This is a genomic window from Acidobacteriota bacterium, from assembly GCA_035471785.1.
In the GTDB taxonomy this organism is placed as follows: Bacteria; Acidobacteriota; UBA6911; order RPQK01; family DATIPO01; genus JANQFM01.
Window position 1 is genome coordinate 24,151 of the sequence record DATIPQ010000077.1, and the last position, 15,911, is coordinate 40,061.

A 15,911-nucleotide genomic window follows, 5' to 3' on the forward strand; every position below is an offset into this window, starting at 1 on the left:
GGCTTCGGCCCCTAGTCCCCGGCTTGCAGGAAGTCGGGAAATCGCTGGGGCATGTCGGCCAGGACATAGGACAAGATGGCCAGCGCGGCCACGTTCTTGCGGAAGTGCTCGGGGTCGATCTTGTCCAGCGTGTCGGCCTCGGTGTGGTGCCAGTGGAAGTATTTCTCGCCCCGGGTGCGCAGGCCGAATCCGGGCACTCCCTCGCGGATGAGGGGCGAGATGTCGGCACCTCCTCCTCCCCAGGTGATGCGTCCCGCCTCGATAGGATCCATCAAGGCCCCGATTTGGCGCATCTTGGCCACCACCCGCTCACTGCCCCCGGCCACGCCGGCCACCGCCAGCGAAGCCAACCCGAATCCGACGGGATGCTCTGAGCCGCCGTCCATTTCGATGGCGGCGACGTGAGAGTCGACGTCCTCGCCCAGGGCGGCGCGGTAGGCCCGAGCTCCGGCCAGGCCGTTTTCTTCGTTGGTCCAAAACACCACCCGAATGGTGCGCCGGGCCCGCAGGCCCAGCTTCTTGAGCAAGGCCACCGCCTGCAGCGAGGCGATGCAGCCCGAACCGTCGTCCTGAGCCCCTTGACCCACGTCCCATGAATCGATGTGACCGCCCAGAACGACGATCTCGTCGGGAAACTCCCGGCCCGGAATCTCGCCCATTACGTTGGCCGAAAGGGCATCGGGCAGCGTCTCAGCCTCCATATAGAGGCGGAGGCGCACTTTTTCGCCCGCTTTGATCAGACGCTGAATGAGCTCGGCTCCCTCGATGGTGACCGCTGCTGACGGGATCTTCTCGACCTCGTCGTCGTAGCGCATGGCACCGGTGTGGGGAGTCTGCAAGCTGACCGGGCCCACCGAACGCACCAGCGAGGCCACGGCACCCTTGCGGGCCGCCTCGACGGCACCCCGCGTGCGGTAGCGGACGGTGCGTCCATAGCCGTTCCATTCCACGTTCCAGAGCACGATCTTGCCTTCCACCTGGGCCGGGTCCATGGCCTCGAATTGATCGAAGGAAGCGGCCATCACCACCTCGGCCGAAAGCCCTTGCGGCGGTGTCCCGATGCTGCCGCCCAATCCCAGCATGGCCAGCTCGCGCTTGACCGGGGACTCGATTTTCAACCACTCGCGTCCCCTCACCCAGTGAGGCACCGCCAGCGGCTGCAGGCGCACGTTGGAAAGGCCGTCCTGCTGCATTTGCCGGAAGGACCACAGCACCGCCTCTTCCAGGGCCTTCGACCCGCTCAGACGATGGCCGATGCGGTCGGTCAGATGACTCAGCCTGGCCCATCCCTCCGTATCGCTCAGCGCCGCTTCGATAATCGCGTCGGCCGTCTCGCGGTAGTCGGCGGTCAATCCCTGGTCCTGTCCCGCCACGGGAGTGGCCATCAGCATCAAGACTCCCGCCAACATCATCCTTGCAGTCGCCTTCTTCATCCGTCCTCCAAAGTTGCGCTCAGCCTACCCCAATCATTCGATGGCGGGCAATATGCAATCCATCCTTGGCAAGGGGAGCCGTTTCATTCTGAGGGGCGCCCGCATCGCTCGGCCAGCCAACGACGGCAGGGCTCCCAGAAGATATCCACTGAATCTTGGCGGAAGAACTCAAAGTGCCCCAGCCGCTTCAATCCCAGGTCTCCCGGCCTGATATGACGGTGCTGGGTTTCGGCCTGCGCAAACCAGCGCAGCCAGGCTTCAACCGCGGGCCGGGGACCGAAGCGGTCGTCGGAAAAACTGTAGGCCAGCAGCGGGCCGGCGAAGTCTCGAAATCCCGGCAGTTCAGCTATGGAGCCGTGATAGTAGTGACGATGAAGGCACCAATTTGCCCACTGGCGGGCCACGCCGGGGGGCAGGTCTTCGCCCAATCCAAGCAGGGAGGAAGGCAGAAAGCCGAAAGTCCTCACCAGAAGCGGGAGCGCCACTTTCCAGCCCAACGGCAGCAAGTATCGCCAGGGCAGCGGCCAGTGTCCCCACCAACCGCTCTGGCAGGCGACGCCGATGAAGCAATGCAGTCGTCCGGCTCGCGGAAGCATCCCCAGGATCTGGCCCCCCACGCTATGACCGAGGCCCAGCATGTGCGAGGGCTTGCGCCTCTCAACCCAGTCCATCACTCCGGCAAAGTCGAGCTCTCCCCACTCGCTCATTCGAGCCGACGAGCCCCTGAGCGAAGGCGGCGCCGACCCTCCGATGCCCCGATAGTCGTAGGTCACCACCGAATAGCCCTGCTCAGCCAGGTAGGAGGCGAATTTGCTGTAGAAGCCGCGCTTGACGCCGGTAGCCGAGTTGATGATCAGCCATTGCCGGCCGTTGAGAAAGAGCGTGGCAGCCAGGGGATAGCCGTCCGCTGCCGGGATGGTCAGGTCTCGGGACCCTGCCTCGCCTCTCTCCGCCACCATCTCAGCGCTCCCCTCCAGGGGCGGAACCGTCGTCCTCGTCGGACGCCGGCTGGTCCTCCTCGAGCAGCTTCTTCAACTGCTCGATATCGTCGGTGGGCAACTTGCAGACGAAGTTGCGGCAGACGTAGGCGGTGGCTTGTCCCTGGCGCGGCTTCTTACCCTCAAGTCCCTCCTGGGTCTTGGAGAAGACCTGGTGTGCCCGGCCTCCGTCGGCCAGGAAGAGAATCTGGTCGGGATGGAAGTCCTCATGCACGGCCCGCAGCATGGCCTTGACTTTGGGGTCCTCACGCCGGCCGGCGATAATCACCTGGCGCACGGGGCGAAGATGAAAGCCGATGGAGGCCAGCATGCGAGGCATGGCCTGGGGAGCGCGCGAGAGTATGCGGTGGAAGGTGCGCATGGTGCTCAGGGCTGCCTGGCGCAGGTCCTCGCGTCCGCTCATCTCGGCCAGGCGCAGCAGATTGGAAGCCGCCACCGAGTTGCCTGAGGGAACGGCGCCGTCATACTCTTCCTTGAGGCGAAAAAGCAGTCGTTGGCCGCTTTGGGGAGCGTTGAAGAACCCTCCTTGCTGAGGATCCTGAAAGCGCGCCATCTGCGCTTCCGTCAGCTCCAGGGCCCAAAGCAGCCGCCCGTCGTCGAGCTCGGTCTCGTAGAGGTCGATCAGTCCCTGGGCCAGATAGGCGTAGTCGTCCAGCATGCCTGGGATGGCCGAATCGCCTTCCAGATGACGCCGCTTGAGATTCCTGGAGGAGGAGTCATAGAGTTCGCGCTCGATGAAGTCGGCAGCCCGGCGGGCCGCTTCAAGATAGCGCTCCTCTCCCAGCACCTGATGAGCCCTGCAGAGGGCGCTGATCATGAGGCCGTTCCAGGCGGTGAGGATCTTTTCGTCGCGATGAGGGCGGGGACGCTCGGCGCGGCGCCCCAGCAAGCGGGCGCGATAGCGGGCCAAACGCTGCTCCGCCTGGCCGGGCGAAATCGAGAAGCGGCCGGCCAGGGCCGAGTCGTCCAGAGCACGGTAAAGGACATTTCTGTTCCCGAATTCGCCCGAGGGATCCGACTCCACGTTGCCGTCCGCCTGGACGCCGTAGGCGGCGGCGAAGAGGGCCGCGCCCTCCTCGCCTACGACTTCTTCGATCTCCGACAGCTTCCAAAGGTAGAAGGCCCCTTCAGATTCCTCATCCGGATTCCCGGGCACAGGACTGTCGGCGTCCTCAGCCGAGTAGAAAGCCCCTTGCGGCGAGCGCATGCGGGAGAGCACGTAGTCAAGTGTTCCCCGAGCTGTCTCGGCCATGAGCGGATCTCTGCTCACCTGATAGGCATCCAGGTAGGCCTGTGCCAGTTGGGCCTGATCGTAGAGCATCTTCTCGAAATGAGGCAGGAACCAGCGGGCATCGGTCGAGTAGCGGTGGAATCCGCCTCCCAGGTGATCGTAAATGCCTCCCCGCGCCATGGAGCGAAGGGTGGTCAGGGCCATGTTGAGCGCCTCCTGCTGGTCGGAGCCGGCCAGGTGACGGCGCAGCAGGAATCCGAAGTCGGAAGGACGGGGGAACTTGGGAGGTCCGGCGAATCCCCCGTGCTGCTCATCGAATGAAGCGCGGTAGTGTTGGTAGGCCGTGTCCAGCAATCCCGCCTGCAGCGTCCACTCGGGATCGGCCTGCAAGCGGGTGGCCTGGCGCAGGCTCCGGGTGATGGCGTCGGCCGACTTGAGGATCTTGTCGCGGTTGCTTTGCCACTCCTCGACAACTCTCTCCAAGACACGGGCAAATCCCGGCAAGCCGCCCCGGTCCTGAGGAGGATAGTAGGTGCCTCCGAAAAAGGGCTTGGCCTCGGGAGTCAAGAACACCGACATGGGCCAGCCGCCGCCGCCTGTGGCCGACTGCAGAAAAGTCATGTAGACCCGGTCCACGTCAGGACGCTCCTCGCGGTCGACCTTGACGGCGACGAAGTGACGGTTGAGGAGAGCGGCTATGGAAGGGTTGGAAAAGCTCTCCCGGCGCATAACGTGACACCAGTGACAGGTCGAGTATCCCACCGAGAGAAAAACCGGCTTGCCTTCCCGCCGCGCCGTCTCGAAGGCTTCATCTCCCCAGGGGTACCAATCCACCGGATTGTAAGCGTGCTGGCGAAGATAGGGACTGCCCTCGTCGATGAGGCGGTTGGCCTGGGGTCGAGAGGCGGCGTTCTCTTCCTGCTTTGCCTCCTGGCCGACAATCGCGCTTGCCAGAAGACCAAGGGCCAAGAAAAACCATCGGACCCGCTTCATGCCGCTGAAAACCTCCATGAATTCAACAGTATAGGGTAAAGATGGCCAACCGTAGCGGCCTCTCCTGCGTCTCAGGGAACAGCGGGCTGTTGACAAGCGGCGGGAGAAGGTGCTAAATTTCCAGCATGCTGATTTTCCAGCACCCTTTGGCCGGGGAGGTAACAGGAGACGCTGATGAAGAAGAGTTCCCTCAACCAACTCAGCCGGCGCGAACGCCAGGTGATGGACATCCTCTACCGTCGCGGCCGCGCTAGCGCATCGGACATCCACAAGGCTTTGCCCGATCCTCCTTCCTATTCAGCCGTAAGGGCCACCCTGCGGGTGTTGGAGGAAAAGGGCCACGTCTCTCACCAGGGCCAGCCGGGGCACGCGTACAGCTACCGGCCCACGCTGGAACGCGGTCAGGCCCGGCGCGGCGCGCTGCATCATCTGGTCAACACCTTCTTCGAGGGGTCGGCCGAGAAGCTGGTGGCGGCCTTGCTCGACGAAGACGAACAAATGACGCCTGAAGCGCTGGAGCGCATATCGCGCCTGGTTGAAGAGGCCCGCGAGGAGGGACGCTGACATGCAAGAGCTGATGCACTTTTGGAATTCCCTGGCTTCCATCGACCAGCAGTTGCTGCTGCTCGCCCTCAAGGCTTCCCTGCTCTTGGCGTTGGGCTTCGGCGCAGCTTACTGTTTGCGCCGCAATTCGGCCGCCTTGCGCCACCTGGCCTGGACGTTGCTGCTGGGGATGCTGTTGCTGCTGCCGCTACTTTCGCTGACCGTGCCCTCCTGGCCTTTGGCGGTGCTTCCCTCCAGCGCTTCTCAGCAATTCGCCATGGCGCCCCTGGGCCCCACCGGCTCGGTTCAGCAAGCCACCACCACAAGCCTGTCATCCCAGCCTGTCGGAGAGTCCGCCGGTTCTTCCGAGGGCCGAGAGGGCACGACGCTGCAGCCTGTCATGCCGCTGCTGCCGGGACAGCTTCCGGCTTCCCTCTCCCTGGATGCGTCTCGCCTGCTGCTGGCGATATGGGCGCTGGGAGCCTTGTTGACCCTGGGCCGTCTGCTGCTGGCCTGCGCCTTGCTCAGGCGCCAACTCGCTCAAGCCTCGCCGCCCGCTCGGGAGACCTGGGGCGCCTTGCTCGAGCAGGCGCGTCACCGGCTCGACTTGAAGCGTCCGGTCCGCCTGCGTCTGGGACAGCCGCATCAGATGCCGCTGGTGTGGGGACTGCTGCGTCCAGTGGTCTTGTTGCCGGCCCAGGCCGACGCCTGGAATGAGGACGAGCGCCGCACCGTTCTCCTGCACGAACTGGCCCACATCAAACGCAACGACCTGCTGGTCCAGTTGCTGGCCCACTTGGCCTGCGCGGTTTACTGGTTCAACCCCTTGGTGTGGATGGCCGCCCGAGCCCTCAGGAGGGAACGGGAACAGGCTTGCGACGACCTGGTGCTGCGCTGCGGCACCCGCGCCTCCACCTACGCCCGGCAGTTGCTCTCGCTGGCCCAGCGTATGAAGGGAGCCCGTCTGGTGACGGTGGCCTCTCTGGCCATGTCGCGTCCCAGCGAATTGGAGGGCCGCCTCCTTTCCATCCTCAACGGCCGAAAGAACCGCGGCAGCGCCCCTCCCAGGGTGTTGCTGCTGCTGGTGGGACTGACGCTGGCCGCGGCGGCTCCTCTGGCCGCGCTCAAACCTGTGCCTCAAGAGGCCGAAGCGTCCGAGCCGGTTTCCCAGTCGGCGCAAAGCAGCAGTCAAACCGCGGTCACCTCCGGAAGCGCAACTTCTGCGGCCGTTCAGGCGCAATCGGGGGCCGCCGCCTCCGTGAGCGCAGGAGCCAAGGAGACGACCGCCGTGGTCTCTACTCCTGCATCCGCATCCTCGCGGACTCAGCAAAGCGCCTCTCCGGGCGACCGTTCCGGCAACATCAGCCTCTCGGAAGCAGACGGCAGCCGCTGGACGATCTCAATGGAGGGGCTGGTGCTGGAAGAAGACTACGGCATCAAGGAAATCAAAGCCGGCGGCTTCCTGATCATTCGAGCCCGCCACCAGGGACGCAGCCAGATGCTGACGATCAAGCCTGACGGTTCGGGCGGCTTGCGCCGAACCTATGAAGTGGACGGAGAAACCATCGAGGACGCCGAGGCCGAGGAGGATCTGCTGCGCCGGGGCCTGGAGCGCATTCGCCGAGTCGACGGCAGCACCCGCATGGCTTCACAGCGGGTGGAGGAAGCCGGACTGCGAGTGGAAGAGATGCAGGAACGGCTGGAGCGGGTGCACGAGTCTCTGCGGTCGGCTTACCAAGTCCGCAGCCAAGACATCGCCCGGGTCATGGAAGACGTAGAAGCACAAATGCGCCGGGTTCATGAAAACCTCGACCTGGAGCAGCACCAGGGCCAGTTGGCGCGACTGCAGGAGCGGCTGGAGGACTTGAGCAGGGATTTGCCCGAGAAACTGGCCGCGGCTCACGAGAGCCTGGAAAGGGCCACACTGCATGGTGGAGACTTCGCGGACCAGCATCGCCAGTTGATGGAGAGCTTGGACTCTCTCAGCGAGCATTTGGACGGCCAGCTTCGCGATGCCCTCGAGGAACACGAAACCTCGCTCAGGCACCTGGAAGCCGTCCAGGGTCAGTTGCAGGAACAACTGCAGGGAACGATGCAGAGCCACATGGAGACTCTGCGGGAGTCCATGGACCGCCTGCACCGTGAAATGGACCACTTGAGGATGGTGGTCGATGAAGGCCGGAGCAAGATCGAGTCCACCCTGCGCCAGGGTTTGAGCGCTCACAGCTTGGGCTGGGACGCAGACGAGTTGCAACGGCGCTTGGACGACCTTGTGAGCGATCTGCTCCAGGAAGGAAGCCTCCACGAAGAGGAGGGACGCTTCACCTTCAAGGCTTCGCCCGACACCGTCCGAGCGCTGCTCACAGGCGCCTTGGCGCAGCCGCTGCAAAGAATGGACGCTTCCGGCCGGGCCCAATTGGAGAACACCATCGAGCGCCTGACGAGACAACTTTCGGACCTGCGCTGGTAGGTCCTGGACTTACCGGCTCAGGTCTCGCAGGGACGGCTCCCGCACAACCGAATTCCTCCGCGGGAGCCGTCCCTGAACCCCACCAATCTCGTAGAAACCTTAGTGAATGCTGAAGTCGAATTCTACGTTGATCCACATGGAGACGGGCTGGCCGTCGCGACGGCCCGGAGCCAGTTTCCACTCGTTGAGCAGCGTCTCGATGGCGGCTTCCTCCAGGCCGTAGCCGAGTCCCCGGACGACCCTGATGCTGTCGGGTGAGACTTGGCCCTTTTCGTCCAGCACGAAGCCCAGCACCACCTTGCCGTTGACGGATGCCTCGCGAGCCGCTTTGGGGTAGGTGGGCATGCGGCTCCTCAAGGCTCGGGGACCCTGCAAATGGTCTTGGCCGCCAGCCTGGTTAAAGTCGATCACGTCTGGCGGGAGGTGAGGAGGGGCCGCCGTCAACAGTCGCCACTGGCCGGGCATGTCGAAAGGAACTGTGACTTCGGCCTCCACCTGCCCCTGGTCGACGTTGAGCAGCTTGAGACTCATTTCCAACACTTCGTTGTAGGGCCGAAAGCGGACTTCCTGACCGACCCTGACCCATTCTCGATGGCTGAAGGCTCCGCTGGTGAAGTGGTAGAGTCCGCGCCGCATGGGACGGCTGGAATCGTCCAGCCTCAAGGCCACCGTGTAGGCCTCCCAGCGACCGTCCCGCTGCACCACCGTCCCCAGCACATGCTGGCGCTGAGGGTCGGAGGGAAAGACCATCCGCCAAGTCGTATCTTGTCTCTCCTGTGCCGCTGCCAGACCCGTTTGAATCAACAGCAGCACCAGCGTTCCCGCCGACAGCAGGGCCCGGCTCGCCCAGGGGCCGGCTGCTCGGACATGGTTGTGCATAAGCATCAGTCTATCCCTTTCCGTCCTCTCCTTCACAAGGCTCAGACGCAAAGTCGGAGTCGTGTTCCCCCAGGCGGGGCGGAGGGCGCCCTGTCGGCAGCCGGCGCCCCTGAAAACACAGGGGGGAACGCAAGAGGGGGAACTCTCCGGACTCATCCACCAATTGGCGTTCCCTGACCTGGGGATCAGCGAAGACCTCACTCAACTCGTTGATGGGGCCGGCCGGAATGCCCTCCGCCGCCAGCGCCTGCAGCCAATGGTCCCGATCTTTGCCGGCCAGGCATTGCTGCAGGAGCGGTACCAGCGCGTCCCGGTTGCGGGAGCGGGACGGGTTATCGGCAAAGCGCTCATCCCGCGCCAATTGGGGCTGTCCAAGCAGGCGGCAAAGCTTCTCGAACTGACGGTCGTTGCCCACCGCCACTACCAGCGCCCCGTGGCGGGCCTGGAACGTCTGATAGGGCACGATGTTGGGATGCTGCCGTCCGTAACGGCGGGGTGGCTGGCCCGAAATCAGGTAGTTGGAGGCCACGTTGACCAGCGAGGCGATCTGGCAGTCGAGCAGCGAAACGTCGATATGGCGTCCCTGCCCGCTTTGGCTGGCCTGGTAGAGGGCGGCCACAATGGCCGAGCAGGCATGCAATCCCGCCAGCACGTCAGAGATGGCGACTCCGACTTTGCAGGGCGGACCTTCAGCCGGTCCCGTGATCGACATCAGCCCGCTCATGGCTTGGATCACATAGTCGTATCCCGTGCGGTCGCGGTAGGGTCCGCTTTGTCCGAATCCGCTGATGCTGCAATAGACCAGGGCCGGATTGTCGCGGCTGAGGCGCTGGTAGTCCAAGCCCAGTTCGGCGGCCTTGCCGGGACGGAAGTTTTCCACCACCACGGCGCTTTGGCGGGCCAGCCGCATGGCATGCTCCAGTCCGCCAGGGCTCTTCAAGTCGAGGCGCAGGCTGCGCTTGTTGCGGTTGACGGCCAGGAAGTAGGCGCTCATGCCGTCCTCGGGAGGGCCCGCATAGGGCGGTCCCCAACTGCGCGTTTCATCTCCCCCGCGGGGAGTCTCCACCTTGATCACGTCGGCGCCCATATCGGCCAGCATCATGGTGCAATAGGGACCCGCCAGGACCCTGCTCAGATCGAGCACCCGCACGCCGCTGAGAGGCAAATCCTGGCCGCTGGACATGCCCTCACCTTACCACGCTCGCGAGCGGACGGCTCCCTGCACGGCGTCGGCCACTTGGACCTACATGTAGTCGGGGGCGGGGATGCCCAGCAGCTTGAGGCCGTTGGAGAGGGTTTGGCGGGTGGCCGCCACCAGGGCCAGGCGCGAGTCGCGGCGGGCCTCCTCGGCTTTGAGCACGGGACAGTCGCGATAGAAGTCGTTGAAGCTCTTGGCCAGCTTATAGAGATAGGTGGCGACGTAGAGCGGCTTGTACTCGCGGGCCGCCCGTTCCACCTCGCTGGAGAGGTTGGAGATGGCCTCCAGCAGGTTGACCTCCGATTCCTCCACCGAGGTTTCGCCATAGCGGGGACGGGGAATTTGGCCGGACCCGGCCTTCTCCAAAATGCGGCAGCAACGCGCATGGGCGTATTGCAGGTAGGGCGCCGTCTGGCCCTCGAAGCTGAGCGCCGATTCGAAGTCGAAGTTGATCTGCTTGTTGTTGTCGACCGAGAGCATGCCGTATTTCATGGCTCCCAGGGCCACTGCCAGGGCGACTTCATCCCGCTGACGCCGGTCTAGGTCGGGCAGTTCGGCGAACTGCTCCTCGCTGCGCTTTTTGTCGACATTTTCACGGGCCTTCAGATAGGCCTCCTGAAAGAAGTCGTCGTAGAAAACCACCTCGCCCGCCCGGCTCGACATTTTGCCCGAGGGCAGACGCACGATCTCGTAGGCCAGATGAAAGCACTGCCGGGCCTGCTCGAATCCCCACAATTCCAGGACTTTGAAGATCTGCTGGAAGTAGAGCGACTGGCCTACGTCCACCACGTAGACCGAGCGGTCGACCTTGTGCTTTTCGAACTTCAGCTTGGCCAGCGCCAGGTCCTTGGTGGAGTAGAGCGAGGTGTTGTCGGAGCGCAGGATGACCAGCGTGCGGTAGGTCGGCTTATCCAGTCCCAGTTGCTTGTCGATCTCGACCAGGACGGGTCCGTTGGGGCGCTGATCGGTGGCGATTCCGCGAGCCACGATCTCATCCACGATTTCCTTGCCCGACTCTTCCACATCGCTCTCGTAGAACCATTCCTCGAAGTGGACGTCCAGTTGGCCGTAGATGCGTTCGAAATCGTCCAGGCTCCATTGGCGGGTCTTCTTCCATAACGCCACCAGCTCCGGGTCGCGTTGCTCCCAGCGATGAAAGAGCTGGCGCAACTCGCGGGCATAGCCCCAGGCTTCCCGGTCGAGACCGATCTCGCGCCACTCCCTGACCAGGGCCTCGAGAGCGAGGTGGCGGGCTTCGTCGTTCTCAGGCGAGGACTGCTCCAGCAGTTCTTGCAGCCATTCTCCGCACTCCTGGTGAATCCGCCATATCCAGTCGGCCAGCGGACGGTGGGCGATCTCGTTGAACTCTATCTTCTGACGCAGAAAGAAGTGCCTCAGCAGCGTCATGAGGTCGTGACGGGCCGCGGCATCGGCCTGAGCCAAGGCCTCTTCCAGGCGGTCGAAAAAGCGTCCGGCCAACTGTCGGCGCACCTCGGCGCCTGCCGGCTCTTCCTGCAACACGCGTCCCAGGAAGGCCAAGACCTGGTCGCGGTAGGCATTGGCGTCTCCTAGCAGCGTGTCGGCCTGGGCGTAGACATCGCCCAGCCAACGACCTCTTTCTTTATCCGGCTCATTCCCCTGGTGAAAGCGCAAATAGCACCACAGGCACTTGATGACATGCAGGCCGATGTCTCCCAGGTAGTTGGCCTTGATGGTGTCGAATCCGGCAAAGTCGAGGATGGCGGCCAGCGAATCGCCCAGACACACGTTGCGCAGATGACCCACGTGGAAGGCCTTGTGGGTGTTGGGCTGGGAGTATTCGATCATGACCCTCTCGCCCTTGGCCTCCCCGCGCCCGTAGGCCTCTTCCTCTTGCAGCACCGAATCCACCAGTTGATCCGCTACCTGGCCCACATCGAAGAAGATGTTCACGTATCCCTTGACGGCCTCGACTTTGGCGAACTCGCCGCTCGATTCAAGGCTTTGGGCCAAGGCCTCGGCGATTTCCTGGGCCCGTGCTCCCACCTGAACGTCGCGGCCGGCCTTTTTCTCGGCTGCGGCCAGTGGAAAGCAGGGGGCGGCGAACCCCCACATGCCCGAAAAAGGGATCTTGTTGAGGGGTATGTTGGCAGGAGCCGGAATGGACAGCTCCTCCAGGGCCTGGCGAACCCGTTGGATGATTTGATCCTGCCGCAAAGCGGTCGTCATAGCATGGTCCTCTTCACTGAGCGCGGCCTAGCTTACACAATCGCCTCACGCCAACTCAAACGGCGCAAAGCCGTTGCCGGCCTGCTTGACTTCCCTCCGGGGGTCCCTCACACTGTACGCCGAATGATCGACCGAGCGACATGAATCCTGGGGCGCGGCCCGAGCAACGACCCTCTCAGACAGCGGAAGCCGATTTCATGAACGACCTTCATCCCGGACACTTCGTATGCATTTTCGGCGGAGCCGTAGCCGGTTCGGAAGCCGCCCACCGATTGGCCCAGCGGGGCATCTATTCAGCGGTGTTCGATCAGGATGCTCTGCCCTACGGCAAAATCGAGCACGGACTGCCCAAGTGGCACATCAAGCTGCGCGACAAGGAAGAAAGTCAGATCGACGAGAAGATCGACGACCCACACGTCTTCTATGTGCCCCGCTGCAAGCTGGGCACCGATATCGATTTCCAGACCGTCCAAGACATGGGATTTACGGCCATCTTGCTGGCCACAGGCGCCTGGCGGGACCGGCCCCTGCCGGTAGAAGGCGTGGACCACTATGAAAACAAAGGCTTCTACTACCAGAATGCCTTCGTGGGCTGGTTCAACCAGTACCACTCTCCAGACTACCAAGGCCCTCAGATGCAAGTCGAGGACGGCGCCATCGTGGTAGGAGGCGGACTGGCCTCGCTGGACGTCATCAAGATCCTCATGCTGGAGACCACCTTGAGGGCCATGAAGGAACGGGGACTGGAGACCAATCTCTTCGATCTCGAAAAGAAAGGCATCCCCAAGGTTCTGGAGAGTTTGGGGGTTTCCTGGGGCGAGTTGGGTCTGAAAGGCTCCACCCTCTATTACCGGCGCCGCACCCTCGACATGCCGCTCAACGAGATCTCCACCGACCTGCCCCCCGACCGCCAGGAAAGAATGAAGCTGGTGCGCGAGAAGTTGATGAACAACTTCCAGAGCAAGTACCTCTTCGACTTCGAGCCTTGCCACGTCCCCGTTGGCCTGCTGAGGCGGGGAGACCGCCTGGCGGGCCTGCGCTTTCAGCGCACCCAGGTGGATGAGAACGGCAAAGCCAGGCCCATCGAAGGCACCGAGTACGATGTTTCCTCGCCGTTGGTCATCTCTTCTATCGGCAGCCTTCCGGAGCCCATCCCCGGCCTGCCCATGAAGTGGAACCTGCTGCAGGTGGAAGACGAAGAAACCGGCAAGCTGGAAGGCTTTGACAACGTCTTCGCCCTGGGCAACGCCGTCACAGGACGCGGCAACATCAGGGCCTCGCTGGTTCATGGACGCCAGGTAGCCGACCATGTCATGGACGATTTCCTGGCTTGGAGCGAAGACGACTACCGCAAACTGCTGGAGTCTGCCGCCGGCAAGGCCGGACAGAGGGCCGACAAGATCGCCGACGAGCTTTCCGGCAAGTGCCTCAAGACCCCTTCCCATCTGGCCCGGATTGTGGACCGAATCAAGCGCCTGCAGCAGCGTCAGAGCTACGACAACAACTACGCTCAATGGGCCCGCAAGAATGCCTACAAGCGCCTGGAAGACCAGATCGGATACCGAGGTTGAACGGATATTCGGGGGATTCTCAATAGAGCCGGTCGCGGATGGCGAAAGCCCGCACCGGGAAAGAGCCCTGGTCGAAGACCTTGACGGGCGGCGAGAAAAAGCGGAACCCTGACCGGGGCAGTTGAGAAAGTCCCTTCAAGTTCTTCACCACCGGAATCCCGGCGCCCATCAGCACCGTCAGGGCGGGACGCCGCTGATGGCGGTCGTCGTCCACATCGGGCCAGTCGATGCCCACCAAGGCCGCCCCCTGATTGCGCAAGGCCTCCACCACCATGGGATTCAGGTAGGGATGACAGTAGAAGTACTCAGGCCTCCCCCAATTGCGGCTCCAGCCGCTGCGGATGAGGACGGCTTTGCCCTCCAGATCGCGCGCTTCCACGATCTTCTTGAGGCGGGTTTGGCCCGGGGCTTGAGACCAGTCGATCAGCTCTCCGGGAAGGTCGGCCAACTTTTGCAGGGGCACTTCGGAGAGGTCGTCCCCGTACTTGAAACGGCAGAAAGGCACGTCGATGGCGGTGGCTCCCCGGGTGACCATGTCGATGCGGCCGCGATGCAGCATGGTGTCTTCGCTGAGGAAGAGATGCGACTCCCGGTGGGAAGTGTAGTCGCCGACCCGCACAGGAGGCAGTCCTGGACCGTTGGAGAGCCCGTCCCGAACGTCATGGCTGAGATCGAGAAAACGGATGTGAGGCGGCAGCGCAGCCCCTCCCGCTCCCGCGGCTGAAGGCCGGCCCTGACGGTCGAGGGTGGAATTCATCGAATTGATCTCCCTTCCGGCCACGGGATACAATGCCGACTGCAATCAGTCCTGTTCTTCAAGGAGTTTCCCATGTCGCCTTGGCCCTCCCTTCTCGTGGCCCTTTTCCTGCTTGCTGGCCCGTTCCAGGCTCAGGACACCCCCGACGAATCCGCCCAAAGGCTGAAAGCAGCCGAGAGGCTGATGGAAGTCACCCAAATGGGCGAGAGCATGCAGGAGTGGATCGACATGGAACTGCAGGACCAGTTGGCCGCCTCTCCAGAGATCAGGGCCTTTGAAGACATCCTGCAAGAATTCTTCCATAAGCATCTGACTTGGGAAGAACTGCAGCAACCCATGACCCAAGCCTACGCCGAGGCCTTCACCCGGCAGGAGCTTGAAGATCTGATCGCCTTTTACCAGACGCCGACGGGCCGCAAGTCCATCACCATCCTGCCCCAGATCTACCGCCGCAGTTCACGCGCCGTGCAGGAAATCATGCAGGAGCACCAAGCCGAACTGGTGGAGGCGATTCAGCAAAGAGCCGAGGAGATGGAGTCGGGGAGCCAGGCACCTCCTGCCCAAAGACAGTCCAGGCAAGGATCTGCACGCATTACGTTGGCTCTGCGCGATGCCGAAGTGGTGGAGATCAACGGCGAGGAGCTGACCGTGCTCGACAGGAGGGGCGAAGAGGAGGTTTTCGCCCTGACCGAAGACAGCAGCTTCCACGACGACAACGGCTTCCCGGTGGACGACCTTTTGCGCGACAACGAGGGTCAATGGGAGGAAGGGAAGCTGCAGGAGTTTCTTCCGGCGGGGAGCAAGATCCACATCCAGTACTTCCTGCGGCAAGACCGCAAGATATTGAGCCTGGTTGAAAAGATCCCCTGACCCGCCGGGTTACTGGATGGGACGGATCTTAATGTCGCGGAACCATACCTTGTTGCCGTGATCCTGCAGGACGATGTGTCCCCTGCCGGCTCGCCCGTAGCCGTCCATGTCCTTAAACTTGCTGGCCTCGACCCGTTGCTCCCAGTCCTCGCTCCACAGCTCGTACTCGACGATCTTCACGCCGTTGAGCCAATGCTCGACGTGAGGACCCTCGACCAGGATGCGCACCTGATTCCACTCCCCCACCGGGCGCGTGACGTCGGAAGAGGGAGCGTGAAGGGCGTAGTTCGATCCGGCCGAGGTGAGGGGACTGCGTCCGTCGGCATGGCCTTCATTGTCCAGAACCTGCATTTCCGGGCCCGTCTGCCAAGACCAATCCTGCCCGCCGTCGACATGGAAGAAGATGCCTGAATTGCCCCCCGGCGAGATCTTCCACTGCAGGCGCAGCTCGAAGTTCTTGAATTCGTCCTCGGTCATGATGTCGCCGCGGTCCTGCTTTCCGGGTACGTAGGCCATGGCGCCGTCCTGGATCTCCCAGGCCTCGGGCACCTTTTCGCCGCCATACCCTCTCCATCCGTCAAAGGTGCGGCCATCGAAAAGCAGCCGCCAGCCTTGAGCCCTCTCTTCCTCGCTGAGGGTATTGACTTCACTCTCCGGCTGTGCCGTCAGCACCGCCGCCCACACGAGCGCGCCCAGGGCTCCCAGGCCAAGGCCAAGGAGCAGCAACCTCGATTTGGATTTCGATCTCGACATCTTCTCA

At 63.1% G+C, this 15,911-nt stretch carries 12 protein-coding genes; 4 read left to right on the forward strand and 8 right to left on the reverse strand.

What is annotated here, in order from left to right; genetic code table 11:
* Positions 1-11: 11 nt before the first annotated feature.
* From VLU25_10765 to VLU25_10775, 3 genes are all read right to left on the reverse strand, one after another.
* Positions 12-1,433 (reverse strand): M20/M25/M40 family metallo-hydrolase, encoded by a 1,422-nt coding sequence (locus VLU25_10765; GenBank protein ID HSR68414.1) that lies wholly within the window; start codon positions 1,431-1,433, stop codon positions 12-14.
* Positions 1,434-1,516: 83 nt separating this feature from the next.
* A complete protein-coding gene (locus VLU25_10770) occupies positions 1,517-2,392 on the reverse strand; it encodes an alpha/beta fold hydrolase (GenBank protein ID HSR68415.1) in 876 nt (291 codons plus the stop codon).
* A 1-nt stretch (position 2,393) separates the two neighbouring features.
* Positions 2,394-4,655: a thioredoxin domain-containing protein gene (locus VLU25_10775; GenBank protein ID HSR68416.1), complete on the reverse strand. Its 2,262-nt coding sequence runs from the start codon at positions 4,653-4,655 to the stop codon at positions 2,394-2,396.
* 174 nt (positions 4,656-4,829) lie between these two features.
* Here VLU25_10775 and VLU25_10780 point away from each other — a divergent pair, with 174 nt between their 5' ends.
* Entirely contained in the window at positions 4,830-5,219 is a 390-nt protein-coding gene (locus tag VLU25_10780; protein HSR68417.1) for a BlaI/MecI/CopY family transcriptional regulator, read from the forward strand.
* A 1-nt stretch (position 5,220) separates the two neighbouring features.
* Positions 5,221-7,668: a M56 family metallopeptidase gene (locus VLU25_10785; GenBank protein HSR68418.1), complete on the forward strand. Its 2,448-nt coding sequence runs from the start codon at positions 5,221-5,223 to the stop codon at positions 7,666-7,668.
* Positions 7,669-7,767: 99 nt separating this feature from the next.
* Here VLU25_10785 and VLU25_10790 read toward each other — a convergent pair whose 3' ends face one another.
* From VLU25_10790 to argS, 3 genes are read right to left on the reverse strand one after another with little or no spacing between them, the layout of a single operon-like run.
* Positions 7,768-8,547, reverse strand: a complete 780-nt coding sequence (locus VLU25_10790; GenBank protein ID HSR68419.1) for an energy transducer TonB — start codon at positions 8,545-8,547, stop codon at positions 7,768-7,770.
* A 10-nt stretch (positions 8,548-8,557) separates the two neighbouring features.
* Complete coding sequence (locus tag VLU25_10795) at positions 8,558-9,730, reverse strand: CoA transferase (protein ID HSR68420.1); 1,173 nt, start codon at positions 9,728-9,730, stop codon at positions 8,558-8,560.
* 60 nt (positions 9,731-9,790) lie between these two features.
* Entirely contained in the window at positions 9,791-11,953 is a 2,163-nt protein-coding gene (gene argS, locus VLU25_10800; protein ID HSR68421.1) for an arginine--tRNA ligase, read from the reverse strand.
* 197 nt (positions 11,954-12,150) lie between these two features.
* Between argS and VLU25_10805 the strand changes: the two genes are divergently transcribed.
* A complete protein-coding gene (locus tag VLU25_10805) occupies positions 12,151-13,524 on the forward strand; it encodes an FAD-dependent oxidoreductase (GenBank protein HSR68422.1) in 1,374 nt (457 codons plus the stop codon).
* A gap of 19 nt (positions 13,525-13,543) precedes the next feature.
* On the opposite strand, the gene VLU25_10810 is transcribed toward VLU25_10805, so the two are convergent.
* Positions 13,544-14,281, reverse strand: a complete 738-nt coding sequence (locus VLU25_10810) for a cyclase family protein (protein ID HSR68423.1) — start codon at positions 14,279-14,281, stop codon at positions 13,544-13,546.
* Between the two features lie 72 nt (positions 14,282-14,353).
* Here VLU25_10810 and VLU25_10815 point away from each other — a divergent pair, with 72 nt between their 5' ends.
* A complete protein-coding gene (locus VLU25_10815) occupies positions 14,354-15,151 on the forward strand; it encodes a DUF2059 domain-containing protein (protein HSR68424.1) in 798 nt (265 codons plus the stop codon).
* A gap of 9 nt (positions 15,152-15,160) precedes the next feature.
* Here VLU25_10815 and VLU25_10820 read toward each other — a convergent pair whose 3' ends face one another.
* Positions 15,161-15,904, reverse strand: a complete 744-nt coding sequence (locus tag VLU25_10820) for a DUF1080 domain-containing protein (protein HSR68425.1) — start codon at positions 15,902-15,904, stop codon at positions 15,161-15,163.
* Positions 15,905-15,911: the final 7 nt, after the last annotated feature.